This is a genomic window from Thioclava sp. ES.031 (genome assembly GCF_002563775.1).
In the GTDB taxonomy this organism is placed as follows: domain Bacteria; phylum Pseudomonadota; class Alphaproteobacteria; order Rhodobacterales; family Rhodobacteraceae; genus Thioclava.
This window is the reverse complement of record NZ_PDJO01000001.1, coordinates 3,771,314-3,796,812: the sequence shown is the minus strand read 5'-3', so window position 1 is coordinate 3,796,812 and position 25,499 is coordinate 3,771,314. Positions and strand designations below refer to the sequence as shown.

The window sequence follows — 25,499 nt, the reverse complement described above, 5'->3', positions numbered from 1 at the left end:
CTCCCGGCGGATCTCCCTTCCGCGCGGGCCGCATATCGACATGTATGCTGCAGCGCGTCAATCGCGGGCTTGTCCGGGTCACAATCGCGCGGAGATGATGGGGCGCTGCCCTTGAACCTCCCCGGCAGCCGTGGCCCAATGTCGCGACTTTCGACGGGAGGCAGGATGTATACGGTTATCGGAACGGTCGGCTCGCGGACGCTGCGCGTGCTGTGGATGCTGGAGGAACTGGGCGCGGAGTATCAGCATGTGCGGGCCGCGCCGCGCTCGGACGATGTCGTCGCTTTCAACCCGGCGGGCAAGGTGCCGGTGCTGGTCATCGACGGCACGCCGATCACCGATTCCACGGCGATTCTCACCTATCTCGCGGATGCGCATGGGAAATTCACGCATGAGGCAGGCACGCTGGAACGCGCGCGGCAGGACAGTCTGACGCAATTCCTGCTCGATGAGTTCGACGCGAATCTTTGGACTGCCGCACGCCACAGCTTCATCCTGCCCGAGGAGTTGCGGCTGTCAGGGATAAAGAATTCGCTGCGCTGGGAGTTCGAGCGGTCGCAGCGCACGCTGATCCATCGGATGGGCGAGGGCGAGTACGTGATGGGCGATGAAATGACCGTGCCCGACATCATCCTGGCGCATTGCCTCGACTGGGCGCTGATGGCGAAATTCCCGATCGTCGAGCATCGGCTGAGCGAATATCACGACCGGATGCGGGCGCGGCCTGCGTACAAACGCGCGGTGGCGATGCGCGACGGGTGAGGGGGCTCTGCCCCCGTCGTCGGAGGGCGACAAGCAACGCGGAAAGAGGGGGCTCTGCCCCCGGTCCTACGGACCTCCCCCGGGATATTTACATCAAGGGGAAGAGAGCCGTTGGGCCGCGGCGCGTCCGGCATGGCGGCCGGAGGCGAGGCACGCGGTCAGCAGATAGCCGCCCGTCGGGGCCTCCCAGTCGAGCATCTCGCCCGCGGCGAAGACGCCGGGCAGGGCGGTCAGTTCCAGATCGTCGGTGAGGCTGTCCCACGCGATGCCGCCCGCGCTGGAGATCGCCTCGGCGATCGGGCGCGGCGGGCCGAGCGGGACGGGCAGGGATTTGAGCGTCGCTGCGAGTTGCGCCGGGTCCTTGGGCAGCGGGCGACCCCATTCCAGCGCAAGCGCGAGCTTCACCGGGTCCAGCTTCGCGCCTTTGCGCAGGCGGTTGGTCAAGCTCTGTTTCGGCGGGATTTTCGCGAGCCGCGCGGCGAGGTCTTCGGCGCTTTGGTCCGGTGCGAGATCGAGGCTCAGCGGCACGCCTTCGCGCAATTCGGCGGAGAGTTCATAGAGGCCGCCGCCTTCGAGCCCGCGCTCCGAGATCACGAATTCCCCGCGCGTGCGCCGCGTCGGCGTGATCAGCGCCGCACCTTTCACGGGCTGGCCGAGCTGGCTTGCCATATGCGCCGACCAGTCGATCTCGAAGCCCATGTTGGCGGGGGCGAAGGGGGCGATCTCCACGCCTTTCGCGCTCAGCCGCGGCACCCATGCCGCATCCGAGCCGAGCCGCGGCCAGCTCGCGCCGCCAAGCGCGAGGATCGTGGCATCGGGCCTCAGGCTCTGACGTCCCTCGGGCGTGTCGAAAACCAGCGCGTCGCCGTCGAAGCCCTGCCAGCGCCAGCGGGTGCGGATCGTGACGCCGAAAGATTCGAGCCGCGCGATCCAGGCGCGCAGCATCGGCGAGGCTTTCATTACTGTCGGGAAGACCCGGCCGGTGGAGCCCGTGAACAGCTCGACACCCAGATCGCGGGCGAAATTCTGCGCCGCCTCGGGGCCGAATTCGCGGGTAATCGCGGCGATCTGCGGGTGGGAATAGTGGGACAGGAAGGCGTCGAGCGGCTCATCCCTGGTCAGGTTCAGCCCGGATTTGCCCGCCATCAGGAATTTGCGCGCGAGCGTCGGCTTGGCCTCCGCCAATGTCACGGAGACGCCGGCCCGCGCCAGTTCCTCGGCCGCCATCAGGCCCGCCGGGCCGCCACCGATGACGAGCGCGGATTTCGCCGCCGCGCTCACCGCCGGGCCAGCATCGCGAGCCGCATCAGCGCGCGCTCCATCACCGCCATTTGCGGCGCGCGGCTGGCGGAGCGCAGGGTCAGGTCGGTCTCGACCAGTTCCTTCAGCGCGGTCTCCAGCTTGTACATGCCCCAGCTTTGCGCCTGCCGTTGCATCCGGTCGCGGCGCGGGCCGAAGATCGGCGGGCGCATCCTCGCGATGCCTGCACCGGGGCCCTGCGGGTCGGAGGCCGCGGCATGCAGCGCGCGGAAATGGCGCATCGCGGCGATGGCGAGCTGGACGGGTTGCACGCCCTGGCTTTCCAGCCGCCGCATCACCGGGCCAAGCTCGGGCGCGCGGCCCTCGGCCACGATGGAGAGCACGTCATCGACGCCCGCCTCGACCGAAGACGGCGCGCAGGCGGCCACATCGGCGGGACCAAGCGGCGTGGTGTCGCCGAATTTGTAGAGCGCGATCTTCTCGACGGTCTGGCGGAAGTCGCCCGGATCGAGCGCCCGCGACAGCGCCACGAGGTCGGTCATCGCGTCGTTCGAGATGTCGCGCAGACCGGCGCGGCGCAGGATATCCTCGATCTCCTCGCGGCTCGGCGGGTCGTCGTAAATCCCGACGGAATAGGCGTTGTTATGGCCCTCGAAGGCTTTGCGCAGCTTCGATTTCGCGGCGAGCGAGCCTGCGGTGATCACGATCTGCGCATCGCCCTCGCGCCATTCGTCGAGCGCAGTCTTCACCGCGTCCGAAACCGCATCGGTCGCATCCTCGACGAAGGCCACGCGCGGGCCAGGGAAGAAGCCGACCTCCTTGATCGCATCGAGCAGGAGCGAGGGTTGCTTGCGCAGATCGCCGCCCGCGATCCGGCTCAGGCGCATCTCTTCTTCGCCCTTCGGGCCGATCAGCGCGGCGATGACTTCCTGCCGCCGCAGGGCCACGCGCATCGCATCGCCCCCGAAGATCAGCAGGCCGGTGCGCTCGGGCTCGGGTTTGGCGAAATAGCGGGTCGCTGCTACGCCGGTCAGCTTCATTCCGGCAGACCCGGCGCTTGTGACAGAAGTCGCGTCACGATCTGATCGGCGAGGATCACCATCAACCGGCGATGCGCGTCTTCCTGCGCGGCCTGCGAGGCGACAACGGTGCCGGTCGCGGACCACGAGGTGAAGGAGGTCACGCGCCCGGTCAGCAGCACGGCATTATCCGCCGCATCGCGCAGCGTGTAATCCACCGTGCCGTTGAGCTGGTAGCGGGTCGTGGCGTTGTCGGGCGAGATGCCCTGACCGAGCGACTCGGTGTCGATCTTGTAATCGAGCCGGTAGCGGGTGACCTGCGACGGTCCAAGCCGGGCGTTCAGCTGCTGGACGAGGGCGAAGGCGTCGCGCGTCGTGGGCGCGGCCGGCTCGACCCCTTCGAGCAGTTTCGCCGCCCCACCCTGAGGCCCGTAGGCCGGGGTGAAGCCGCAGCCCGCGAGCAGGCCAGCCGCCCCCGCGAGCCCCAGAAATCCGCGTCTGTCAGATGACCACATTGACGATCCGCCCCGGCACAACGATCAGCTTCTTGGGCTGGCCACCGGCCAGCGCCTTCACGACAGCTTCGTCGGCCAGAACCAGCTTTTCAACCTCTTCCTTCGGCATGTCCTTGGGCACCGAGATCTCGGCGCGGCGCTTGCCGTTGATCTGGATCGGCAGCGTCACCGAATCCTCCACCAGAAGGGCGGGGTCCGCCTCGGGCCAACGGGCTGCGATCACGAAGCCCTCGCCGCCCAGCATCGACCAGACCTCTTCGGCGAGGTGCGGCACCATCGGCGCCAGCAACTGCGCCATCAGCTTCATCGCGTCGCGCTTGGTCTCGACCCCGGCCTTCGATTTCGACATCGTGTTGGTCAGGCCGTAAAGCGTGGCGACCGCCTTGTTGAAGGTGAAGCCCTCGATCGACTTGGTGACCTCGTCGATCGCCTTGTGGGTGGCCTTCAGGAGCGCCGTATCCTCGGCCTCGTTCGCGGGCGCATCCGAATTGGCGATGTCGTCGGCGATGCGATGCACGCGGGCGAGGAATTTCGACGTGGCCTCCGCACCGGCGGCGGTCCATTCGACGTCGCGCTCGGGCGGGCTGTCGGACATCACGAAGAAGCGGGCGGTATCGGCCCCGAACTCGGCGATGATGTTCATCGGATCGACGACGTTCTTCTTCGATTTCGACATCTTGGCCGAGGGGATGGTCTCGACCGCTTCGCCGGTGGCCTTCAGCTTGCCGTCCTCGACCTCTTCGGGGAGGTGGTAGACGGGACGATTCTTGGCGTCGCGCGTGAGGTAAATCTCATGCGTCACCATGCCTTGCGTGAACAGCGCATCGAACGGCTCGATCGCTTTCGCAGGCAGGTGGCCGGTCTTGTGCATCGCGCGGGCATAGAAGCGCGAGTAGAGCAGGTGCAGAATCGCGTGCTCGATGCCGCCGATATATTGATCGACATTCATCCAATACTCGGCCTCGGCCGGGTCGGTCGGCGTGGCGGCACCGGGCGAGGTGAAGCGCGCGTAATACCAGCTCGAATCGACGAAGGTGTCCATCGTGTCGGTCTCGCGCTGACCCGGGCCGCCGCAATTCGGGCAGGTACAGTCGCGCCAGCTCGGATGACGATCGAGCGGGTTGCCGGGAATCGAGAAGTCGATCTTCTGGCCGTCCTCATCGTAGGGCAGTTCGACGGGGAGGTTTTCCTTTTTCTCGGGAACGACGCCGCAGCTCTCGCAATGCACGACCGGGATCGGGCAGCCCCAGTAGCGCTGGCGGCTCAGGCCCCAGTCGCGCAGGCGGAACTTGGTCACGCCTTGGCCGATGCCGTTTTCCTCGCAGAAGGCGATCGCGGTTGCGACGCCCTCTTCGCCGGTCTGCACTTCGTCGCCCGCGAAGCCGCGGATATAGCGGACTTTTTCGGATTTGAGCGGAACGTATTCGGCCTCGGGGTAGTCACCCTCGACCGGCTCGAAGACGGGCGTGATCGGCAGCTCGTATTTCGTCGCGAATTCGAAGTCGCGCGCGTCATGCGCCGGGCAGCCGAAGATCGCGCCGGTGCCGTAATCCATCAGGATGAAGTTCGCGATATAGACCGGCAGTTCCCAGCTCGTGTCGAGCGGGTGACGGACCTTGATGCCGGTATCCATCCCCAGCTTCTCGGCGGTCTCGATGGCCTCTTCCGTCGTGCCGCCCGCGCGGCATTTCGCGACGAATTCCGCGACCTCGGGATCGTGCCGCTCCAGATGCTTGGCCAGCGGATGATCGGGCGAGATCGCCGCGAAGCTTGCACCGCGCAGCGTGTCGGGGCGGGTCGTGTAGACTTCCAGCCGGTCGAAGCCTTCCGGCGCATCGACGGTCGAGAAGGCGAATTGCAGACCGCGCGACTTGCCGATCCAGTTGGCCTGCATCAGGCGCACCTTCTCGGGCCAGTCCTTGAGGTTGTCGAGCGCGTCGAGCAATTCCTCGGCATAGTCGGAGATCTTGAAGAACCACTGCGTCAGCTCGCGGCGTTCGACTTCCGCACCCGAGCGCCAGCCCTTGCCGTCGATCACCTGCTCATTGGCGAGCACGGTCATATCGACCGGGTCCCAGTTCACCACCGCGTTCTTGCGATAGACCAGACCGGCCTCGAGCATGTCGATGAACATCGCCTGCTGCTGGCCGTAATAGTCCGGGTCGCAGGTGGCGAATTCGCGCGACCAGTCGATAGAGAGGCCGAGCGGCTTCATCTGGTCCTTCATCACGGCGATATTGCCGTAGGTCCAGTCCTTCGGGTGGCCGTTATTGTCCATTGCGGCGTTTTCGGCGGGCATCCCGAAGGCGTCCCAGCCCATCGGATGCAGCACGGAAAAGCCCTTGGCCATCTTATAGCGCGCGACGACGTCGCCCATCGTGTAGTTGCGCACGTGGCCCATATGGATGCGGCCCGACGGGTAAGGGAACATCTCGAGGACGTAATATTTCGGTTTGGCCGGATCACGGCGCGCGGCGAAGAGATCCGCCTTGTTCCAAGCCTCTTGCCATTTCGTCTCGCTCTGGCTCGGTTCGTAGCGTGCCATGTCGGGCCCCTCATCACGTCGAATTCTGCGCGAGCTTGCTACACTGGCCTTGGGGGCGAGGTCCAGCCGCCGCGCTCATTTGGACAGAAATATCCCCGCCGGAGGCTGGCTCGGGCGGGGATCTGAATGCGTCTTGCGGTCGCCTTGCGGGAATCAGAGTTGCGAGTCGCGGACCCGCAGCTGACGTGCGCGGGTGAGAATCGCGTTCTCCACGGCGCGCTGCGTATCGGCGGAAACCGCGCCGCCCCGGGTGCGGATCGACACTTTGAGCGAGCGGGCATCAAGCGCCGGATCGGTGACGTAAACCGTGGCCTTATAGGCGCGGCCGCCGCCCGGCGGGGTGCCGTAGCCGGTCACGATGACGCCGGAGAAGGGGTCAACCTCTTGAATCGGAAGGAAATCGAGCACTTCGAGCGAAGCCTGCCAGAGATACTTGTTCACCTCGACGGTGATGTTCGGGTCGCCCTTGTTGCCGAAGAGGTCCCAAACGGTGGATTTCTTTTGCGCCTGACGCGTCGGGCCGTCGATCACGGCTTCGTTCGAGCCGGACAGGTGGTCGAGCTGGTTGGCATCGCGCTGCGCGGGGGTGCCACCGCTACCCGAGAAGATGTTGCCGCTCGAGATACCCTTGCCGCAACCTGCGAGCACGAGGCACACGCCCAGAATTGCCGTGCGTTTCAAAAGGGTTCTGGAAGTCATGCGAAGCTGTCCCCGTCGGCCTGCGTCATTGATTGCCTTTTCTCTAGCCCATGGCCCTAGGCCCGACAAGGTTTTTCCCCTTTCACCCCAGTTTTCGCTCTTTGAGTGCGCGGGGATGCGTCGGTCTTATGCCGCTATACACGCACATGAGAGGTTTCGCGCGGCGATGGCAAGGAACGGCTGCGATGGCAGGCTGACGTTACTGTGACATGTCTGCACCATCAAACACCCTATTCGACCAGGGCGGGCGCTTTGAGTTGCAATAAAAGGGGTGGGGAGAGAAAACACCGTCATACCCAACTTCGGATTCCCCAGGTTGGGGGTTACCTGTAAGACAATGAGGGAAAACGATGAAAAAGGTTCTCTTCGCGACGACCGCGCTCGTGTTCTCGGCTGGCATCGCTGCCGCTGAGGTCTCGGTTGGCGGCGACGGCCGCATGGGTGTCGTGTACAACGGCTCCGACTGGAACTTCTCGAGCCGTGTCCGCGTCTCGTTCACCATGTCGGGCACCACCGACGGTGGCCTGGAATTCGGCGGCTCCATGCGCGCTGACCAAGCGACCGCCGCTACCGCTGGCACCGCTGCTTCGGTCTACATCTCCGGCGCATTCGGCAAGCTCTCGATGGGCGACGTTGTCGGCGCTTCGGAAGCTCTGTTCGGCGACTTCTACGAAGTTGGCTATCAAGACCTGTCCTCGAACAACACCGGCACCGGCACCGTCGGTACGCTGGGTCTCTCGAACGACATCCTGTACCTGACCGGCGACAACGGCGGTGTGGTTGGTTCGAACGCGACCACTCAAAACTCGGGTCCGAACCTGCTGTACACTGGCACCTTCGGTGCGTTCTCGGTCGCAGCGTCGATGTCGGACGGCAAAGCCGGCACCAGCTCGGTTGACCAGGAATACGCTCTTGCTGGCGCGTACACCTTCGGCAACTACACCGTTGGTCTCGGCTACGAAGCCGTTGACGGTCAGGGCACCAACATGGACATGGACATGGTCACCCTCGCCGGTGTGGCGCAGTTCGGTAACACTTCGGTCAAAGCTGCCGTCGCTCACCGCGGCAAAGACGTTGACATGGATTGGTACGGCATCGGTGCTTCGTCGGTCTTCGGCGCGACCACCGTTGGTGGCTACGTTCAGCACATCGAAGATAACAACGCAGCGGCTGGTACCGACGACAGCGTGACCTGGTACGGTCTCGGCGCTGAGTACGACCTCGGCGGCGGTGCGACCATCAAGGGTGGCGTTGCTGACAACGACATCTCGGGTTCGGACATGGTTGCCGACCTCGGCATCAAGTTCTCGTTCTAATCCTTCGGGACAGAACGATGGGAAGAGCGGGCCTTGCGCCCGCTCTTTTCTTTTTGGGCCCTTCGGTGTTTCTTGGGCGCGCTGACGACGGAGGGCCAGATGGGACTGAGCGAGATTCAGGCGCGGATCGCGAAAGCGGAATCAAAGAGCGGGCGCGATGCGGGATCGGTGAAGCTGATCGCTGTCTCGAAGGTTCAGCCCGCCGAGCGGGTCGAGGCGGTTCTGCGCGAAGGCCATCGGCTGTTCGGCGAAAACTACGTGCAGGAAGCGCAGGGCAAATGGCCCGCCTGGCGCGAGGAATTTCCCGGCTGTGAAGTCCATATGATCGGACCGCTACAATCCAACAAGGCGAAGCTCGCCGTGGAGCTGTTCGAGGCGATTCACACGCTCGACCGGCCCTCGCTGGGCAAGAAGCTGGCCAATCTGGCACAGGCGCGCGGCGCCTCACCCGATCTTTTCATTCAGGTCAATACCGGGTGCGAGCCGCAAAAGGCGGGCGTGCTACCCGATGATCTCGACGCTTTCGTGGCGGATATGCGCGGCAAAGACCTGCCGGTCGTCGGTCTGATGTGCATTCCCCCCGAATCCGAGGACCCCGCGCCGCATTTCGCGATGCTGGGTGAGATGGCCGCGCGCAACGGGCTCGACGGCCTGTCGATGGGGATGAGTTCCGATTTCGAGAAAGCGATCGCGGCCGGCGCGACCCATGTGCGTGTGGGCTCGGCGATCTTCGGCGCGCGCGACTATTCCTAAGCTTTGTCGCGGGCGTTGAGCGCCGGGGGCTTTCCACCCCCGGACCCCCGGAGGATATTTCCGCCAAGCCGAAGCGGAATCTCCAGCGGCTCGCCCGGTGCGATGCGCTGCGCGATCCAGATCAGGTGATCGCGGCGGAAGGCGAGGCAGCCCGCAGTCGGGTAGCCCGCGCGGCGGCGCTGATGCAGGAAGATGGCCGAGCCTTTGCCTGCCTCCGCGGTCGGATAGTTCCAATCGGTCACCAGAACGATGTCGTAGAGGGGATCGGCGCGCCGCATCGCCTCATGCGAGGCGGGGTAGGGGGCGCGGACCAGTTGGTTATAGGCCGAATCCCCGGACGCGTCGCACCACAGATCGCGTGGGCCGATCGGTTCGGCCCAGTCTTGCGGCGCCACGATCCGATCCGCGCGGTAGAACATCCGCAGGATATGCAGCCGCCCCGAAGGAGTCGCGCCATCTCCCTCCTGCTTGCGGCCGCTGACGCCGCCGCGGCCGATCTCGACCGGGAAGCGGCGGCCGCGGAACAGCAGGCCCGTGGGCGTGAGGCGCATCACAGGATATGCCCCGATTTCGCGGCCTTGGTGGCGAGGTAGTTCTCGTTATGGCGGCTCATGCCGACCTTCAGCGGCACGCGCTCGGTCACGTCGATGCCATTGGCCTCCAGCATCGCCACCTTGGCGGGGTTGTTGGTCAACAGCCGCACCTGCGAAAACCCGAGCTTGCGCAGCAGCGCCGCGCCGATGCGGAAATCGCGCTCGTCATCTTCGAAGCCGAGGCGGTGGTTCGCCTCCACCGTATCGAATCCCTGATCTTGCAGCGAATAGGCGCGCATCTTGTTGGCGAGCCCGATCCCGCGCCCTTCCTGATTGAGATAGAGCAGGATGCCCGCGCCCTCATGTCCCATCAGCGTCAGCGCTGCGTCCAGCTGCGGGCCGCAATCGCATTTCAGCGAGCCCAGCACGTCGCCGGTGAAGCAGGCCGAATGCAGACGTGCGAGGACAGGTTTGGAGCGATCCGGGCGACCGATCTCGATCGCGTAATGCTCCTCCGCGCCATTGTCGGGGCGGAAGATATGCAGCCGACCGGCTTCGGCGGCGCGCATCGGCACGCGGGCGGCGGAGACCGGCGCGAAAGCCTGCGGGATGTCGGCGGCGGCAAGCGCCTCTTCGGCGGTGATGCAGGTCAGCCCCGTCGGCGCAGGGTTGGGCGCTGCGACCATCAGCGCTGCGGGCAGAAGCTGCGCCGATTTCGCCAGCCGGATCGCGGCGCGGGCGAGGTCCGCATCGCCGCCGCGGAGCGCCTTGAGCGGGCCTTTCATCGGCACGCGCAGATCGTCTGCCGGATCGGCGAGCGCGCGCAGCCAGAGCAGATCGGCCTCAGCGGGCACCTCGATCCGGGCGATGTCGGCGTCATAGACGCGCGCTTTCAGCGTCTCGGCCCGGCGCGCGGTCAGGACCAGCGTCAGCGGCCCCAGCGCGCGCAACGCCGCCAGCCGCTCGGGCGAGAGCGTCTCGACCGCCACGGTGAGGTGATCGGACAGCAAAACGGGCAGCCCCATGCGCAGATCGGCGCGGGCGCGATTCAGTCGTTCAGCCGGGCTCGGCCCGAGGGAAAAATTGCCGGTCATGCGCTTTGAGATAGCCTCGACTGTAACAAATTGAAATATCTCCCGGTGATTCGACACGTCAGCGTGAGATAGGTTTCACCACCCTTGCCATCGCTGTGAAAGGGCAACAGCTATTCGTCGAACACATATGGAGGCTCAGGACATGGCATCATTGAAGAAGGTCCTTTTGGTTGACGATGACAACGATCTGCGCGAGGCGCTCGCCGAGCAGCTCGTCGCGACCGACGATTTCGAGGTCTTCGAGGCCAGCAATGGTCACGAAGCGGTAGATAAGGCGAAATCGACGCTTTACGACCTCGTCGTGCTGGATGTGGGCCTTCCCGATACCGATGGCCGCGAGCTGTGCAAGAAGCTGCGCAAGAGCGGCGTGAAATGCCCGGTCGTGATGCTGACCGGCCATGACACCGATGCCGACACGATCCTCGGCCTCGATTCCGGCGCCAACGACTACGTTACCAAACCCTTCAAGTTCCCGGTGCTTCTGGCCCGTCTGCGCGCCCAGCTGCGCACGCATGAACAGTCCGAAGACGCCGTCTTCCAGCTCGGCCCGTATACGTTCAAGCCCGCGATGAAGATGCTGGTGGACGACAAGGACCGCAAGGTGCGCCTGACCGAGAAGGAAACCAACATCCTCAAGTTCCTCTATCGTGCGACCGACGGCGTGGTGCCGCGCGATGTGCTGCTGCACGAGGTTTGGGGCTACAATGCGGGCGTCACCACCCACACGCTCGAGACGCATATCTATCGCCTGCGTCAGAAGATCGAGCCCGATCCCTCGAATGCGCGCCTGCTGGTGACGGAATCGGGCGGCTACCGTCTGGTGGCCTGATCCGAGGCGCTTTGCGCGGCATGGGCTGCGTGACGCGCGCCAAGGTTGGAAATGGGGAAGGCGGCTCCTGCGGGGGCCGCCTTTGTCGTTTGTCGTGTCCGGTGTGCGCCGCGCGGCTTAGACCGTGGGGTAGATGTCTTCCTCGGCCTCTTCGAGCGAGATGCCGAGCGCATTCAGCCCGTCTTCGAGATGATCGGCCAGCATCGGATTTCCCAGCAGGTAATCCTCGGTCGGCGCGGTGGCTTCAGCTTTGGCGGTGGCGATCGCCTCGTCCAGTTCCGACGCGTCATAGGTGTCGCGCCCGATCCACATCACCGCGGTCAGCGATGCCTTTTCATCCTCGTTCAGCGCAGCGATGAAGGCGCGCAGCTCGCGGGCCTGACCCGAGCCGGGCACGTCCGCGTCGAATTTGCGGGCGCGGATGATGACATGGGCGATTTTCGCCGGGCTGATGGTGAGCATGGCTGCCTCCGTTCTTGGGCACATCATCTCGCCATTGCACGGCCTGCGCAAGCGTTTGCGTGTCGCATCATAACTGCGCGGGGATCAGGCCGCGCAGGGAGTTGCCCATGAAGACCTCGCCTTGCGCCAGATCTTCGGGCCGCAGGACGGCTTCGCGGGCGGCCCCTGTCTCCAACATCTCCTCGCGCAGGATGCCCGGCAGCAAGCCGCAGGCGCACGGCGGGGTCAGATAGGTCCCGTCGCGTTTCAGGAAGAGATTGGTGATCGTGCCTTCGCAGAGCTCGCCGCGCTCGTTGAGCAGGATCGCCTCGTCCACGCCCTCGGGCAGGGCGGCGCGGGCAGCATCGTAGGGCGCGCGCGCCGTGGTCTTGAGGCGCAGCATCGGGTCGTTACTGTCGAGGGTGACGCCCGAGATATGGAGGCGCCACGCGGTTGTCGGGGTCAGCGGCGCAGTAGTGATCTCGAGCGCGCCCTTGGCGTCGAGGGTCAGGCGCACCCGCAGCGGGCTGTCGCCGGAAACTGTCGCGAGGGCCGCCGTCAGTTTCTCTCCGTCGAGCGGATAACCAAGCTGTTCGGCGCTGCGCGTCAGCCGGGCGACATGGCGGGCGCGGCGGCGGATGCCTTCGCCGGGATGCCAGCCGAAGGTCTCGATCAGCTTCAGATTTTCAGGAACCGGGTTTTCCAAAGCGCTTCCTCATATTCGCCATGGGCGGTGGAATCATAGACCAGCCCGCCGCCGACATTCACCCGCCATTGGCCGGGGCCGGTCTGCATCAGCGTGCGGATCGCGACGTTGAACTCCATCCGGCCATCGGGCGCGGCCCAGCCGATCGCGCCGCAATAGATGCCGCGCGGGTCGGGTTCCAGCTCGCGGATGATCTCCATCGCGCGGATCTTCGGCGCGCCGGTGACCGAACCGCAGGGGAACATCGCGCGCAAGATCTCGGGCAGATGTGTGCCGGAGACCAGTTCGCCCTCGATCTCCGAGATCATCTGGTGAACCGAGCGATAGGTCTCGACCTCGAAAAGGCGCGGCACCTTGACCGAGCCCGGCGTGCAGATGCGCGAGATATCGTTGCGCAGCAGATCGACGATCATCAGGTTCTCGGCGCGGTCTTTCTCGGCCCCCATCAGATCGGCTTTCAGCGCGGCGTCCTCTTCGGGCGTCGCGCCGCGCGGGCGGGTGCCCTTCATCGGCCGCGTGACGATCTTGCCACCCTCGACGCGGAAGAACAGCTCGGGCGAGCGCGACAGCAACCGCACCCCGGCCAGGGCGACATCGGCCCCATGCGGGACCTGGCCTGCGCTGGACAGGGCGGCGTAAAGCGCCTCGGGCGCGGCGTCGCTCGTCACGGGGATCGGGAAAGTCAGGTTCACCTGATAGCAATCACCCGCGCCGATATAATCGTGGACCGCCCGGAAGGCCTCGGCATAGCGCGCCTCCGACCAGAGCGGCTCGCCCAGCTCGATCTTCGGCGCGTTCTCCGAGATCGGCGGCGGGGCATCCTCGGGCGCGTCGAAAACCCCGAAGGCCAGAAGCGGCAAATCGCGGTTCTCGGGCAGGAGCGGTGCGAGGCGTTCGCTCAGACAATAGCCCAGCTCGTAGGACGCGAACCCCGCCAGCCATCGCCCCTCGGCCTGCGCGCGCGTGATCGCCGCGAAAGCTGCGGGCAGATCCTCCGGCGCGTCGGCGCGGATGACCTCATGGGGGTCGCGGAAGCGGCAGGGCCGATCGTCCGGCCCCCTGTCGAAACGGACCTCGTCACTCATGGGCGCACTCTATGCCAATCTCCGAAGGGGCGCGCAGCCGAAAAGCGACGCTTGGCGCCGCTTAGGCCTTCTTTTCGGCGGTCGAGACGAGCAGCGGCTGTGCGGCGGTATCGGGGGCCAGCTCCTCGAAATCGAAATTGTCGAGGCGACGCGCGCGTTTCCCGGCCTTCTCGGCAGAGATCTTGATCTCGGAAATGTCTTTCGCCGCCTGCCCGAAATGCCGGTCGAGGTTTTCGACACGGGTGCCGAGCCGGTCGACATCGGAATAAAGCGCGGCCAGCTCTTTTCGGATCGCGCCCGCCTGTTCGCGCATCCGGGCATCTTTCAGCACCGCGCGCATCGTGTTCAGCGTCGCCATGCAGGTCGTGGGCGAGACGATCCAGACCTTCGCGGCAAAGCCTTCGCGCACCAGTTCGGGGAAATTCGCGTGCAGCTCGGCATAGACCGCCTCGGAGGGCAGGAACATCAGCGCGCCGTCCGCCGTCTCGCCTTCGAGGATGTATTTCTCCGAGATCGCCTTGATATGGGCGCGCACCGCCGTTTTCATCGCGCGGCTGGCCTCCTGGCGCTCCCATTGCGTGTCGGCGCGGCGCAGCGCCTCATAGGCTTCCAGCGGGAATTTGCTATCGATCACGATGGGGCCGGGCGGGTTCGGCAGATGGATCAGGCAATCCGCGCGCTTCCCGTTCGAGAGCGTCGCCTGCATCGTGAAACTGTCCGAGGGCAGCGCCTTGCCGACGATATCGTGCAGCTGAATCTCTCCGAAAGCGCCACGGGTCTGCTTGTTCGAAAGGATGTCCTGCAGGCCCAGCACATTGCCGGAAAGCTTCTCGATATTGGCCTGCGCCTTGTCGATCGCCTCCAGTCGCTGATGCAGATCTCCCAGCGAGCGCGCTGTGCGGGTGGCGGTGCCGTGCAGGCTTTCCGACATGCCGCGCGAAACCTCGGCCAGGCGCTGTTCCATCAGAGCGAGTACCTTGGTCTGGCTCGCGGCCTGCGCCTCGGAGACGTGATGCAGCCCGCCGGACAACTGTTGCTGCCCGTCCGAGAGGCTTTGCACCCGCTGAGCGAGAAGGTTCATCTGGCCGACCATCGGGTCCATCGCACGGGTCTGACGGCCCGCAGCACGCAGCATGGCGACCATCAGGATCAGCAGGATAACAAGTGCCGCGCAGCCGAGCAGAAGGCCGAGCGTCAGCGGGTCGTTCAGGGTCAGGGTCATATCGCCAAGCTGGATCATGTGCGGCCAAACAGTCTTTCAATATCGCTGAGCTTCAATTCGACATAAGTCGGACGCCCATGGTTGCACTGGCCGGAATGGGGCGTGGCCTCCATCTGGCGCAGCAGCGCGTTCATCTCGTCGGCGCGCATCTGGCGGCCCGAGCGGATCGAGCCGTGGCAGGCCATGCGGCTGAGCACCGCTTCGATCTTGGCCTGCACCAACTGGCTGTCGCCCAGATCGGACAGCTCGTCGAGCACGTCGCGCAGCAGCCCTTCGGCATTGATCTCGCCCAGAACGGCGGGGGTCTCGCGCACCGCGATCGCGCTGCCGCCGAAGGGTTCGATGGTCAGGCCAAGGCGCGACAAAGCGTCGGCATGTTCCAAAAGCAGCGACGCGTCGCCCTGAGAAAGTTCCACGATCTCGGGGATCAGCAGCGCCTGTGCGGGCACCCCATTCTCGGCCATCTGGCCTTTCAGCTTTTCATAGACGAGCCGCTCATGCGCCGCATGCTGATCGACGATGACGATGCCGCGCTCGGTCTGGGCGATGATGTAGTTCTCATGCACCTGCGCACGCGCCGCGCCCAAGGGCTTCTCGGTCAGCGCGGGTTCGGCGGGTGCCGGGGCCTCGGCACGGGCCGAGGGCGCATAGTCGAAGCTGGGCGCAGGGGCCTCCTGGAAGGACGGCTGCTGGTAGGAGGGGGGCTGATAGCCCGGATCAGGCAGCGGCGCCTGCGCGGAGTAGGACGAGCGCATCGCGCCGAGGCTCGGGCGATCCATCTGATAGATGCGCGGCGGCTGATCGGCGGCTGGTTCGGGGCGCATCGCGCCGAGAGTCGCATCCGAGACGGTCGAGGACGCCCGGTGCCCCGCCTGCGCCAGCGCATGGCGCAGCCCGGTCACGATCAACCCGCGCACCGTCGCGGCCTCGCGGAAGCGGACCTCGGCCTTGGCGGGGTGGACGTTGACGTCGACGCGCTCGGGCTCGCAGGTCAGGAAGAGGCAGGCGGCGGGGTGACGCTCGCGGCTGAGGAAATCCATGTAGGCCGCGCGCAGCGCCCCGGTCAGCTGCTTGTCGCGCACGGGGCGGCCATTGACGAAGAGGAACTGCTCCACCGCCGCGCCGCGCGAATAGGTGGGCAGCGCGGCATAGCCGGTCAGGCGGATATCTTCGCGCTCGGCGTCGATCCGCACAGCGTTATCCGAGAAGGCGCGCCCGATCACCCGGGCGAGACGTTCCGAGAGCGCGTCGAACAGTTCTCCCTGCTCGCCATCCGCGCGGAAGATTTCGCGCGATTTGCCGTTCGAGACATCGGCGAGGGTGAAGCTGACATAGGGCTCCGCCATCGCCAGCCGCTTCATCACATCCGTGATCGCCTGCGCCTCGGCCCGGTCGGTGCGCATGAATTTCAGCCGCGCGGGCGTGGCGAAGAACAGGTCGCGCAGTTCGACCACGGTGCCCCGGTTCAGCGCCGCCGGTTTTACCGGTCCGATCTGGCCGCCCGCCACGCTGATCTGGCAGGCGTCGAGGCCATCGACGCGCGAGGTGATCGTCAGCCGTCCGACCGCGCCGAGCGAGGGCAGCGCCTCGCCGCGAAAGCCGAAAGTGTGGATGTTGAGAAGGTCCGAGCCGTCGATCTTCGAAGTGGCATGGCGCGAGAGCGCCAGCGGCAGATCCTCGGCGGTCATCCCGCAGCCGTCATCGGTCACGCGGATCAGAGTTTTGCCGCCATCGCAATATTCCACCGCGACCCGCGAGGCGCCCGCATCCAGCGCGTTCTCCACCAGCTCTTTCACCGCCGAGGCCGGACGTTCGACCACCTCGCCTGCCGCGATGCGGTTTGCCGCAGCGTCATCGAGCTGCCGGATCACGGGACGCTCGGTCGCGCCGATATTGCGGTTGTGCTGGTTCATTCCACTAGGGATAGCATGGCGCGGCGCTCATCTAAAGAGATTCGCGCCAGCTATCCCCAGCGAAATCAGTTCAGGCCCTGCGGGCGTCCGACCACGACGAAGGTCAGGTTGTCGGGGTTCAGGATACGCTTGGCCACGCGCTGGACATCGTCCTTCGTGACCGCGTTCACCTTGTCGTTGCGGGTGTCGATATAGCTCGGCGCCATGTCGTTGAGCTGCATCCCCGTCAGGATGCCCGCGATCGTGCCATTGCCGTCGAAACGCAGCGGATAGGCGCCGGTGAGGTAGGTCTTGGCGTCCTCCAGCTCCTTGTCGGTGACCTTGCCGGTCGCCGCCTTCTGCCACTGCTCTTTGACGACCGAGATCGCCTCGGCGACCTTCTCATTGGCGGAGGCGAAGCTGCCCTGCCACGTCTTCGCCAGATCCTTGTCGACGATATAGGAGGCGATGCCATAGGTCAGGCCGCGCTTCTCGCGCACCTCGTCCATCAGGCGGGACGAGAACCCGCCCGCGCCGACGATCTGGTTGAGCACATAGGCCGCGAAGAAATCGGGGTCTTTCAGGCCGATCCCCTTCTGGCCGAACATCACCACCGATTGCGGGCTGTCGAAATCGACCGTGGTCACGCCGCCCTTGAAGGTGGGGTCGGCGGGGGGCGGCATGTCGGCGCCCTTGGCGGGCAGATCGCCCAGCAGCTTGTCGAGCATCGGCCCGAGCTCTTCCGGGGTGATGTCGCCCACGGCGGAGACCACCATGTGATCGCGGCTCATCACGCGGTCCTTGGCTTCGAACAGATCCTCGCGCGTGAGGCCCTTCACGCTCTCGACCGTGCCGTTGAGCGAGCTGCCATAGGGATGATCGCCATAGGTGATCTCGCGGAATTTCTCGGCCGCGATGTCGTTGGGGTTTTGCTTGTCAGATGCGATCACGGCCAGCACCTGCTGGCGAACGCGTTCGATCGCGCTTTGATCGAAGCGCGGATTGACCAGCGCCTCGCGCAGCAGATCGACGGATTTGTCGCGGTTCTCGGTCAGCATCCGGGCCGAGATATCGAGCGAGTCGTCGCCCACGTCGAAGCCGAATTGCGCGGCCAGCGCTTCCTCGGCCTCGGCGAATTGCTGCGAGTTCTTCTCGCCCGCGCCCTCTTCGAGCGTGGCGGTCATCAGGTTGATCGCGCCGCGCTTGCCCTTTGCATCAAGGCTCGCGCCGCCGCGGAAGGCGATGTCGAGCGCGGTGAAGGGAATGTCGTGATTCTCCACCAGCCACGCCTTGATGCCGCCGGGCGAGGTGACCTGCTGAATGTCGATCGCACGGGCGGGCAGCGCCAGCACGAAGGCGAAGAGCGACGCCATCACGAGACGCGCTGTGATCGGGAAACGGGTGTGGATCATTGGGTGATCTCCTGCGCAGGCGCGGGCGGCGCAGCGGGGGCCGCAGCTTCGGTGGGGGCGTCATCGGGGCGCTTCGCGTAGCCCGTCACCGAGTCCTTGTTCTGGAACAGGTCTCGGGCGGCGGCCATCACGTCCTCTTCCGTCACCGAGGTCAGAACGTCCGGCCAATCCTCGACATCTTTCACCGAGAAGCCCGAGGCCAGCGCCTCGCCATAGCGCCGCGCGAGCCCTTGCGTGTTGTCGCGCGAATAGATTTCGGCGGCCTTCACCTGCGTCTTGATGCGGGCGAATTGCTCGGGGTCGATACCTTCCTTCAGGAATTGCTTCAGCGCCGTGTCGAGCGCCTTTTCGGCCTCGGGGAGGCTCACATCCTTGGCGGGCATCACCGAGAGGTTGAAGGTCGTCGCGTCGATCGACATGCCGTCGTAATAGCTCGACGCATAGATCGCGGTGCCGTCGCCATAGATCAGCTTGCGGCCCAGCACGGAGGTCGCCTGATTGCCGCCGAGAATCTCGGACAGCACGGTCAGGGCGGCGGCGCGCTTCTGGTCGCCCGGATTGCGTTCGGGGGCGAGGTAGCTGCGCACCAGATAGGGCTGGGCGATCTGCGGGTCCTCGAAGGTCAGGTGCCGGGAGGCGCGCTGCGGCGGCTCCTGCGGGCGGGCGCGGGGGCTGAGGTCCTCGGTCGGTTTCAGCTTGCCGTAATACTTCTCGGCCAGCGCCTTCACCTCGTCGGGCTTCACATCGCCCGCTACCACGAGGATCGCGTTATTGGGGGCGTAATATTCGTGATACCAGTCGAGCGCGTCCTGCCGGGTCAGCCCTTCCATCTCCTTGCGCCAGCCGATGACCGGCGTGCCGTAGGGCGAGTTGAGGAACTGGGCGGCGCGCTCCTGTTCGTTGAACAGCGCCCGCGGGTTGGAATCGGTGCGCTGCGCGCGTTCTTCGAGGATCACCTGCAGCTCGGTCTTCGCGTCGTCGGGCGAGATCCGCAGATTGCGCATCCGGTCCGCTTCCATCTTCATCACCAGCGGCAGCCGGTCGGCGGCGATGCGCTGGAAATAGGCGGTGTAGTCGTAGCTGGTGAAGGCGTTGTCGGAGCCGCCATTGGCCGCGACCGTCTTCGACAGCTCACCGGGCGCCATCGTGTCGGTGCCCTTGAACATCAGATGTTCGAGGTAATGGGCGATGCCGGATTTACCGCGCTTCTCGTCGGCCGATCCGGCTTTGTACCAGACCATATGGACCACGACCGGAGCGCGGTGATCCTCGATCACGACGCCTTTAAGGCCGTTTTCCAACTCGAAGGTAGAGACGTCACCGGCCACCGCCGGGCTCAGACCTGCCAATGTCAGCAGGGCGAACAGGAATGCACGCAATGCCCAACTCCTCACAAGACACAGTTTGGGCGAAGATAAGCACTCTCGCCCGACGTGCAAATGCCGGTGACGTTCTCGTGATGATTTTTCGGGTTACTTGACCGCCTGTTGCGCTGCACCCGAGGGCGGGGCGCCGGGGGTGACGACGCCGAGGCGGCGCCAACGCTCAAGCTCTGCCGACTGGTCGAGCTCCATCGGCTTGTAGGCTTTGTAATAGACCGAGACCTGGAACAGACGCTCGAGCAGGCGACCGTCGTGATCCTTGCGCCACTGGTAATCCTCGGCGGCGAGGGTCTGGCGGATGCCCGCTTGGCTGCCGTAACGCGATGCGGCGGAGACCAGCGCACGATCCGAGGTCGGGACCTGACCGGTCTCGTCGAGGCGGCGCGGATTGCCACCAAGAGCGGCGACGGCATCGGCCTCAGGCGTGGGATCGGTGATGTTCTTGCCGCCCGGCGTGGGCGGCGGCAGCGCAGCGAGATTCTCCGGCATCTCCAACGGCTTCGTCGGGATCACGCCGAATTCATCAGGGCCTTGATGCGAAGACCGCAGATTCATCAGGCTGGGGTCGCGGGAATTGCCGCAGGCAGCCAGCGTCAGTACCGCTGTAAACGCGAGTCCGAGCGTGCCGATCCGAGCCTGCATGAACCACTCCCTTGCCAGTTCCGCCCCCGTCTTAACGCAACATTGGAGCGTCGTCACCTGCGAAAAACAGGCTAGCCGTCGTTGGCGCGATGGTCCTTGCCGGTGAACAGCACCAGACCGACCGCGCCGAGGAAAATCGCCACATCGGCGACGTTGAAAGAATAGGGGTTCTGCCAGCCCGGCAGCGACATGTTCAGAAAGTCCGCCACCGCGCCATAGACGAGCCGGTCGACCACATTGCCAAGCGCGCCGCCGACCAACAGCCCGGCCGAGATATTCACCCGCGCCGAATGCGGCTCACGCGCGATCCAGACCCAGACCCAGAGCGAAATCACCAGCGCCACGATGATCAGCAGCCAGCGCATCCAGTCGGTTTCGCCGGAGAACAGGCCGAAATTGACGCCGCGATTCCACGCCATGCGAAAGTTGAGATAGGGCGGCACCACGTCGATCGCGCCGCGCTGATCGAGATGCATCCCTTGCACGACGATATATTTCGACACTTGGTCGAGGAGCAGGACGCCCGCTGTCACTTTCGCTGCTAGCCGCATCTGGCCCCCGTTTGTTTCTCGTCACGTCTTCATGCCAGAAGGCGCAGCCCGGCATCTACCGGGCTACGCAAAGATACCGGCAGATCAGTGGCGGAAATGGCGCATTCCGGTGAAGACCATCGCGAGGCCGCGCTCGTTCGCCGCGTCGATCACTTCCTGATCGCGCATCGAGCCGCCGGGCTGGATGATCGCGGTGGCGCCGGCTTCGGCCGCGGTGATCAGGCCGTCGGCGAAGGGGAAGAACGCGTCGGAGGCCACGACCGAACCTTTGGTGGGCGTCTCGGCCATGCCGCAGGCTTCCATCATGTCCTCGGCCTTGCGCGCCGCGATCCGGGTCGAGTCGACACGGCTCATCTGGCCCGCGCCCACGCCCACGGTCGCGCCGTCCTTGACGTAGATGATCGCGTTCGACTTGACGTGTTTCGCGACTTTCCACGCGAACAGAAGGTCCTTGAGCTCCTGCTCGGAGGGCTGGCGCTCGGTCACGACTTTCAGGTTGTCCAGAGTGATCACGCCATTGTCCTTGTCCTGCACGAGGAAGCCGCCCGCGACCTGACGATAGGTCGTGATCGGTGCGGTGATGTCGGGCAGGCCGCCGGTTTCCAGCAGGCGCACGTTCTTCTTCTTCGCGATGACTTCCTTGGCGGCTTCGTCCACCGAGGGCGCGATGATGACTTCCGAGAAGATCTTGGTGATCTCTTCGGCGGTCGCCGCATCCAGCGTCTGGTTCAGCGCGATGATGCCGCCGAAGGCCGAGGTGCGATCGCAGTCGAAGGCGCGCTTATAGGCCTCGATCACGGTCTCGCCGGTCGCCACGCCGCAGGGGTTGGCGTGCTTGATGATCGCGACGGCGGGCTTCTCGGTGCCGAACTCCGAGACCAGCTCATAGGCGGCATCGGTGTCGTTGATGTTGTTGTAGCTCAGTTCCTTGCCCTGAAGCTGCTTGGCGGTCGCGACGCCGGGGCGGTTCGTGCCGTCGAGATAGAAGGCCGCCTGCTGATGCGGGTTCTCGCCGTAGCGCAGGGTCTGCGCGATCGTGCCGGCGAAAGCGCGGCGGCGCGGGGTCTGCTCGCCGATGGCGCCGGCCATCCAGGTCGAGACGGCGGCGTCATAGGCCGCGGTGCGCGCATAGGCGATCTGGGCGAGGCGCTGGCGGAACGGGTAGGAGGTCGCGCCGTCATTCGCGTCGAGCTCTTCCAGAACGGCGGCGTAGTCCTCGACATCCACGACGGTCGAGACGAAGGCGTGGTTCTTCGCCGCAGCCCGGATCATCGCCGGGCCACCGATATCGATATTCTCGATGCAGGTGTCGTAATCGGCGCCTTTCGCCACGGTTTCCTCGAACGGGTAGAGGTTCACCACCAGCAGGTCGATCGCCTCGATCTGATGCGCTTCCATCGCGGCGAGATGTTCTTCGTTGTCGCGCAGCGCCAACAGGCCGCCATGGACTTTCGGATGCAGCGTCTTCACGCGGCCGTCCATCATCTCCGGGAAACCCGTCAGTTCGGCGACGTCGCGCACGCTGAGGCCGGCTTCGCGCAGGGTCTTGGCGGTGCCGCCGGTCGAGAGAAGTTCGACGCCGCGCGCGGCGAGCGCCTGGGCGAATTCGACCAGTCCGGTCTTGTCGGAAACGGAAATCAGCGCACGGGTCAGGGGGATCGGGCGGGTCACGGGCAGCTCCTCGCAAGGCTCAGGTCAGGGGCGCCCAGGGCCATCCTCGGGGATCTGCCCCAAGGTCAGGGCGCGTCGATGGCCGTGGAGTTATCGCGTGCTTGCGAAAAGGTCCAGCCAATCTGGCAAGCCCGGTCCAGAACCTTGCTGGAAAGCACGATCTGTTGCGCAGGACGCGGGCGAATGCGCCCTTTTTCGAGGTAAACCGAGGGTTCCAGCGCCAGATCGGCGACCCCGTCATGGCGGAAAATCCAGATTTCCCCGGTGCGCAGCGCAACCGAAACGGCGGTGCCGCCCAGATCGAGCGCCGCGTCGCAATCGGGATGCAGGTGGAAGCGGATGTCGAAGGGAATGCCGCGCAGGCCTTCACGCTCGAAGATCTGGTCGAAGCGCTCGATATCCTGAGGCGTCATCGCGCCCAGCGTGTCGCGCCCGCGCAATTCGCGCCCGTCGACGGACAGGTCCAGCTCGCGGATATGCGACATGCCATGGGTCTCGGCATAGCCGTCATGGCCGAAGATCATCCCGGTCTCGGACAGATCGTCGGGCTTGAACCAGACGTTTTTCGGCGTCTTGTCGAGATAGGCGCGCGGGGCCCGCCCGAACAGACGCTCGGGGCCGAGGCGGGAGGAGGAATAGCCGTAGATCGAGAGGGTCGAATGGCTGGCGGTGGCGCGGCCTGCGCGGTGCCAGTCAGAGCCGAACTGCGCGCCCGAGCCGCAATTGACGATCAGCGGGCGACGTCCCGAGGTCAGCTCGAAGGCCAGCGTCGAGGCATGGGCATTGGCCGAGGCCTCGCCCTGCGGCGGTCGCGCCGCGTCGATGATCAGCGAGCCGCGCCCGCCCTGCATCCGCACGAAGCCCATCGCGATCGGCTCGCGCCGGACGCTGCGGATGCCGGTCGCCGAGAGCGCCGCGTCGAGCCGCCCTTCGGGGCCGCGCCCACCACCGTGAAACCGCGCCAGCGCCCCATCGGCATGGCGCAGCGCGCGCAGGGTCGGCGCGATCCGCGCGATCGCATCGAGGATCGGACCGGGCGGCGTGCGCCCTGCCGTCTGCAACGCCTCCGCCGCCCAGTTCAGCAGCGTGAGAATTTCCAGAAGTTCCTCGGGGTTTCGGGTCGCGATCCCGCCCTCGGGGTCGATCTCCTGCGCACAATCGCGCGACAGGGCCTCCAGCGCGGGGTCGGCATGGCGCTCCATTCCGGTCAGCGCAAGGCCCGCATAGACAAGCCCGGTCAGCGCTTCGAAGCGAGGCAGTCCGCAGGCCGCGCCCGCCCAGCGTTTCGACAGGAAGATCGTCTGTTGGCCGAGCGCACGGAAGAAGCGGTCGGCATCCTCACGCTCGCGCGCGTTCAGCAGCAGGATTGCGTGGTTGATCCAGCGGATCAGGCGGCGGCCCGTCAGATCGGGCGTCCAGCCCGGCCCGCTGCCGTCGCCGAAGCGGTCGATCCAGCCGAAGACCCACTCCTGTCCACGGATGCGGGCCTCACGGGTGCCCAGCGCCGCGAGATCGTCGAGCCAGCCGCAGCCCTGCAGCGCATCCTCGAAAGCCAGGCCGGGTATCGGCAGGTCCCAGATGTTGACCCCCGGACCTTCGATCAGAGAGCCCGCAAACAGGAAATTGCCCTGAACGAGTTGCCGCCCCTTGGCGTAAGAGCCGATCGTGCGCGGCTCGGGCTGGCTGACGAAGCCGGTCGCGGTTTGCGCACGGCCTGCGCGCGCAGCGGCAAGGCGGTTCAGCGCCGTGCCCAGTTTTGCCGATGATCGGGTTCTGTCCTTGCCCATTCCGTAGCCGCTTGCATGCCCTTCTGTCGGGGAATGCGGTCACGTTACTGGGAGGCAGGCGCGCTGTCACCGCCTCGGCGGTCGGTTCACGCAGAGCGTTGCAGTCGCGCCATGTAGAACCCGTCCATCCCCCCGAGATCAGGCCAGAAATCGGGCCGTAGCCGCAGCCCGCCCTCCTCGGTGATCCAGCCGGGCTCGATGCCGGGCAGGTCGGGGCGGATTACGGTGAGGTCCGGATGCCGGGCAAGCGCCGCCTTGATCTGCGCCTCGCCCTCTTCGGGCAGAAGCGAGCAGGTCGCATAGACCAGCGTGCCGCCGGGTTTGAGCCATTGCAGCGCGCGGTCCAGAAGCTGTTCCTGCAGCGCGAAGAGCGGCTTGATCGAGGCGCCGTCCTTGATGAAGGGCAGGTCGGGATGGCGGCGGATCGTGCCGGTGGCCGAGCAGGGCGCATCGAGCAGGATAGCGTCGAATGGGGCGTCAGGCTCCCATTCGAGCGCGTCGGCCGCGACGATCTCGGCCTCCATCTGCGTCCGGTCGAGGTTTTCCGCCAGCCGTTCCAGCCGCGCCTCGGAGATATCGAGGGCGGTGACGTCGGCCCCCATCGCGGCGAGTTGCAGCGTCTTGCCGCCGGGGGCTGCGCACAGGTCGAGCACCCGTGCGCCCGCCTCAGGGGCCAGCAGCTTCGCGGGCAGCGCGGCGGCGGCATCCTGCACCCACCACGCGCCGTCTTCGAAACCGGCCAGCTCGGACACCTTGCCCGGATCGGTCAGCCGCAGCGATCCCGTCGGAAGAAGCGTCGCGCCCAGCGTCTCGGCCCAGCCCGCGGCATCGTCCTTCACGCTCAGATCGAGCGGCGCACCCGCCAGATGCGCAACCTCCATCGCCTGCGCGGCCTTCTTGCCGAAGGACGACATGACGCGCCCGCGCAGCCAGCCCGGCATTTCCGGCGCGGGCGTCGCGGCCCATTTCTCGCCCTCCTCGGAGACCTTGCGCAGCACGGCATTCACCAGCCCCGAGAAGCTTTGCAGCTTCGGCCCGGCCGATTTCACCAGCGTCACGGCGGCATCGACCACGCCATGCGGGGCTTGCTTTTCCTCCAGCAGCTCGACCGTGGCCAGCCGCAGGATCGCCATCACATCCGTTGGCGTGCGGCGGCGCAGATGCGGTTTGATGATCCGGTCGGCGCGGCCCAGATGGCGCAGCGTCGTCGTCGCGAGGCGCTGGGCGCGGGCACGCTGTGCAGGCTCCAGCCCGTCGAGCGCCTCCGCGCCGATCTGTTCGGCGAGGCTCTCGCGATCCTCGAGAACGCCCACGATCAGGCCAAGGGCTGCGCGGCGCGCGGGGTCGGGTCTGGACATGGGCTGCGGCTTCCTGGCTTGTTGC

Annotated in this window: 23 protein-coding genes; 4 read left to right on the top strand and 19 right to left on the bottom strand. The window is 65.8% G+C overall.

Annotated elements, in window-relative coordinates:
- The first annotated feature begins 165 nt into the window (after positions 1–165).
- Positions 166–762 carry a glutathione S-transferase family protein gene (locus tag AXZ77_RS18120; RefSeq protein WP_078521569.1) on the top strand — a complete coding sequence of 199 codons (597 nt, stop codon included), beginning with the start codon at positions 166–168 and terminating at the stop codon, positions 760–762.
- A gap of 93 nt (positions 763–855) precedes the next feature.
- Here AXZ77_RS18120 and AXZ77_RS18115 read toward each other — a convergent pair whose 3' ends face one another.
- The 5 genes from AXZ77_RS18115 to AXZ77_RS18095 form a co-directional block, all read right to left on the bottom strand.
- Positions 856–2,043 carry a TIGR03862 family flavoprotein gene (locus AXZ77_RS18115; protein WP_255266544.1) on the bottom strand — a complete coding sequence of 396 codons (1,188 nt, stop codon included), beginning with the start codon at positions 2,041–2,043 and terminating at the stop codon, positions 856–858.
- Positions 2,040–3,062, bottom strand: a complete 1,023-nt coding sequence (gene holA, locus AXZ77_RS18110; RefSeq protein WP_098412209.1) for a DNA polymerase III subunit delta — start codon at positions 3,060–3,062, stop codon at positions 2,040–2,042. The genes AXZ77_RS18115 and holA overlap by 4 nt, the downstream gene beginning before the upstream one ends.
- Positions 3,059–3,556: an LPS assembly lipoprotein LptE gene (lptE, locus tag AXZ77_RS18105; RefSeq protein ID WP_098412208.1), complete on the bottom strand. Its 498-nt coding sequence runs from the start codon at positions 3,554–3,556 to the stop codon at positions 3,059–3,061. The genes holA and lptE overlap by 4 nt, the downstream gene beginning before the upstream one ends.
- The gene (gene leuS, locus AXZ77_RS18100; RefSeq protein WP_098412207.1) at positions 3,543–6,101 is read right to left on the bottom strand and encodes a leucine--tRNA ligase; all 2,559 of its coding nucleotides are present in this window, start codon (positions 6,099–6,101) and stop codon (positions 3,543–3,545) included. Before leuS ends, lptE begins: the two co-directional genes overlap by 14 nt.
- A gap of 153 nt (positions 6,102–6,254) precedes the next feature.
- Positions 6,255–6,800 (bottom strand): DUF3576 domain-containing protein, encoded by a 546-nt coding sequence (locus AXZ77_RS18095; protein WP_098412206.1) that lies wholly within the window; start codon positions 6,798–6,800, stop codon positions 6,255–6,257.
- 350 nt (positions 6,801–7,150) lie between these two features.
- Here AXZ77_RS18095 and AXZ77_RS18090 point away from each other — a divergent pair, with 350 nt between their 5' ends.
- Both AXZ77_RS18090 and AXZ77_RS18085 read left to right on the top strand, forming a co-directional pair.
- Complete coding sequence (locus AXZ77_RS18090) at positions 7,151–8,116, top strand: porin (protein WP_098412205.1); 966 nt, start codon at positions 7,151–7,153, stop codon at positions 8,114–8,116.
- Positions 8,117–8,215: 99 nt separating this feature from the next.
- Positions 8,216–8,869, top strand: a complete 654-nt coding sequence (locus AXZ77_RS18085) for a YggS family pyridoxal phosphate-dependent enzyme (RefSeq protein ID WP_098412204.1) — start codon at positions 8,216–8,218, stop codon at positions 8,867–8,869.
- Here AXZ77_RS18085 and AXZ77_RS18080 read toward each other — a convergent pair.
- Together AXZ77_RS18080 and ribA are read right to left on the bottom strand one after the other, a co-directional pair.
- The gene (locus AXZ77_RS18080; protein ID WP_098412203.1) at positions 8,866–9,420 is read right to left on the bottom strand and encodes a L,D-transpeptidase; all 555 of its coding nucleotides are present in this window, start codon (positions 9,418–9,420) and stop codon (positions 8,866–8,868) included. The two genes, AXZ77_RS18085 and AXZ77_RS18080, sit on opposite strands and share 4 nt — an antisense overlap.
- Positions 9,420–10,496, bottom strand: a complete 1,077-nt coding sequence (ribA, locus tag AXZ77_RS18075) for a GTP cyclohydrolase II (RefSeq protein ID WP_098412202.1) — start codon at positions 10,494–10,496, stop codon at positions 9,420–9,422. The genes AXZ77_RS18080 and ribA overlap by 1 nt, the downstream gene beginning before the upstream one ends.
- A gap of 142 nt (positions 10,497–10,638) precedes the next feature.
- Between ribA and AXZ77_RS18070 the strand changes: the two genes are divergently transcribed.
- Positions 10,639–11,325: a response regulator transcription factor gene (locus AXZ77_RS18070; RefSeq protein ID WP_078521549.1), complete on the top strand. Its 687-nt coding sequence runs from the start codon at positions 10,639–10,641 to the stop codon at positions 11,323–11,325.
- 117 nt (positions 11,326–11,442) lie between these two features.
- Here the strand turns inward: AXZ77_RS18070 and AXZ77_RS18065 are convergent, their stop codons facing one another.
- The 12 genes from AXZ77_RS18065 to AXZ77_RS18010 form a co-directional block, all read right to left on the bottom strand.
- Positions 11,443–11,787 (bottom strand): DUF3775 domain-containing protein, encoded by a 345-nt coding sequence (locus AXZ77_RS18065; RefSeq protein WP_078549499.1) that lies wholly within the window; start codon positions 11,785–11,787, stop codon positions 11,443–11,445.
- Between the two features lie 67 nt (positions 11,788–11,854).
- Positions 11,855–12,472 carry an aminotransferase class IV family protein gene (locus AXZ77_RS18060; protein WP_098412201.1) on the bottom strand — a complete coding sequence of 206 codons (618 nt, stop codon included), beginning with the start codon at positions 12,470–12,472 and terminating at the stop codon, positions 11,855–11,857.
- Positions 12,445–13,557, bottom strand: a complete 1,113-nt coding sequence (locus AXZ77_RS18055) for an aminodeoxychorismate synthase component I (protein WP_098412200.1) — start codon at positions 13,555–13,557, stop codon at positions 12,445–12,447. The genes AXZ77_RS18060 and AXZ77_RS18055 overlap by 28 nt, the downstream gene beginning before the upstream one ends.
- A gap of 61 nt (positions 13,558–13,618) precedes the next feature.
- Positions 13,619–14,797, bottom strand: a complete 1,179-nt coding sequence (locus AXZ77_RS18050; RefSeq protein ID WP_098412199.1) for a DNA recombination protein RmuC — start codon at positions 14,795–14,797, stop codon at positions 13,619–13,621.
- Complete coding sequence (gene mutL / locus AXZ77_RS18045; RefSeq protein ID WP_098412198.1) at positions 14,794–16,692, bottom strand: DNA mismatch repair endonuclease MutL; 1,899 nt, start codon at positions 16,690–16,692, stop codon at positions 14,794–14,796. The genes AXZ77_RS18050 and mutL overlap by 4 nt, the downstream gene beginning before the upstream one ends.
- Positions 16,693–16,757: 65 nt before the next feature.
- Positions 16,758–18,083, bottom strand: a complete 1,326-nt coding sequence (locus AXZ77_RS18040; RefSeq protein WP_176536073.1) for a pitrilysin family protein — start codon at positions 18,081–18,083, stop codon at positions 16,758–16,760.
- Positions 18,080–19,462 carry a pitrilysin family protein gene (locus tag AXZ77_RS18035; RefSeq protein WP_098412197.1) on the bottom strand — a complete coding sequence of 461 codons (1,383 nt, stop codon included), beginning with the start codon at positions 19,460–19,462 and terminating at the stop codon, positions 18,080–18,082. The genes AXZ77_RS18040 and AXZ77_RS18035 overlap by 4 nt, the downstream gene beginning before the upstream one ends.
- Before the next feature lie 93 nt (positions 19,463–19,555).
- The gene (locus tag AXZ77_RS18030; protein WP_098412196.1) at positions 19,556–20,107 is read right to left on the bottom strand and encodes a DUF3035 domain-containing protein; all 552 of its coding nucleotides are present in this window, start codon (positions 20,105–20,107) and stop codon (positions 19,556–19,558) included.
- A 71-nt stretch (positions 20,108–20,178) separates the two neighbouring features.
- Positions 20,179–20,658, bottom strand: coding sequence for a signal peptidase II (gene lspA / locus AXZ77_RS18025; protein WP_098412195.1), 480 nt, complete (start codon positions 20,656–20,658; stop codon positions 20,179–20,181).
- Positions 20,659–20,742: 84 nt separating this feature from the next.
- Positions 20,743–22,329: a bifunctional phosphoribosylaminoimidazolecarboxamide formyltransferase/IMP cyclohydrolase gene (gene purH / locus AXZ77_RS18020; RefSeq protein ID WP_098412194.1), complete on the bottom strand. Its 1,587-nt coding sequence runs from the start codon at positions 22,327–22,329 to the stop codon at positions 20,743–20,745.
- Positions 22,330–22,394: 65 nt separating this feature from the next.
- Positions 22,395–24,116, bottom strand: a complete 1,722-nt coding sequence (locus AXZ77_RS18015; protein WP_098412193.1) for a heparinase II/III family protein — start codon at positions 24,114–24,116, stop codon at positions 22,395–22,397.
- Between the two features lie 86 nt (positions 24,117–24,202).
- Positions 24,203–25,474: an RsmB/NOP family class I SAM-dependent RNA methyltransferase gene (locus AXZ77_RS18010; protein ID WP_098412192.1), complete on the bottom strand. Its 1,272-nt coding sequence runs from the start codon at positions 25,472–25,474 to the stop codon at positions 24,203–24,205.
- Positions 25,475–25,499 lie beyond the last annotated feature (25 nt).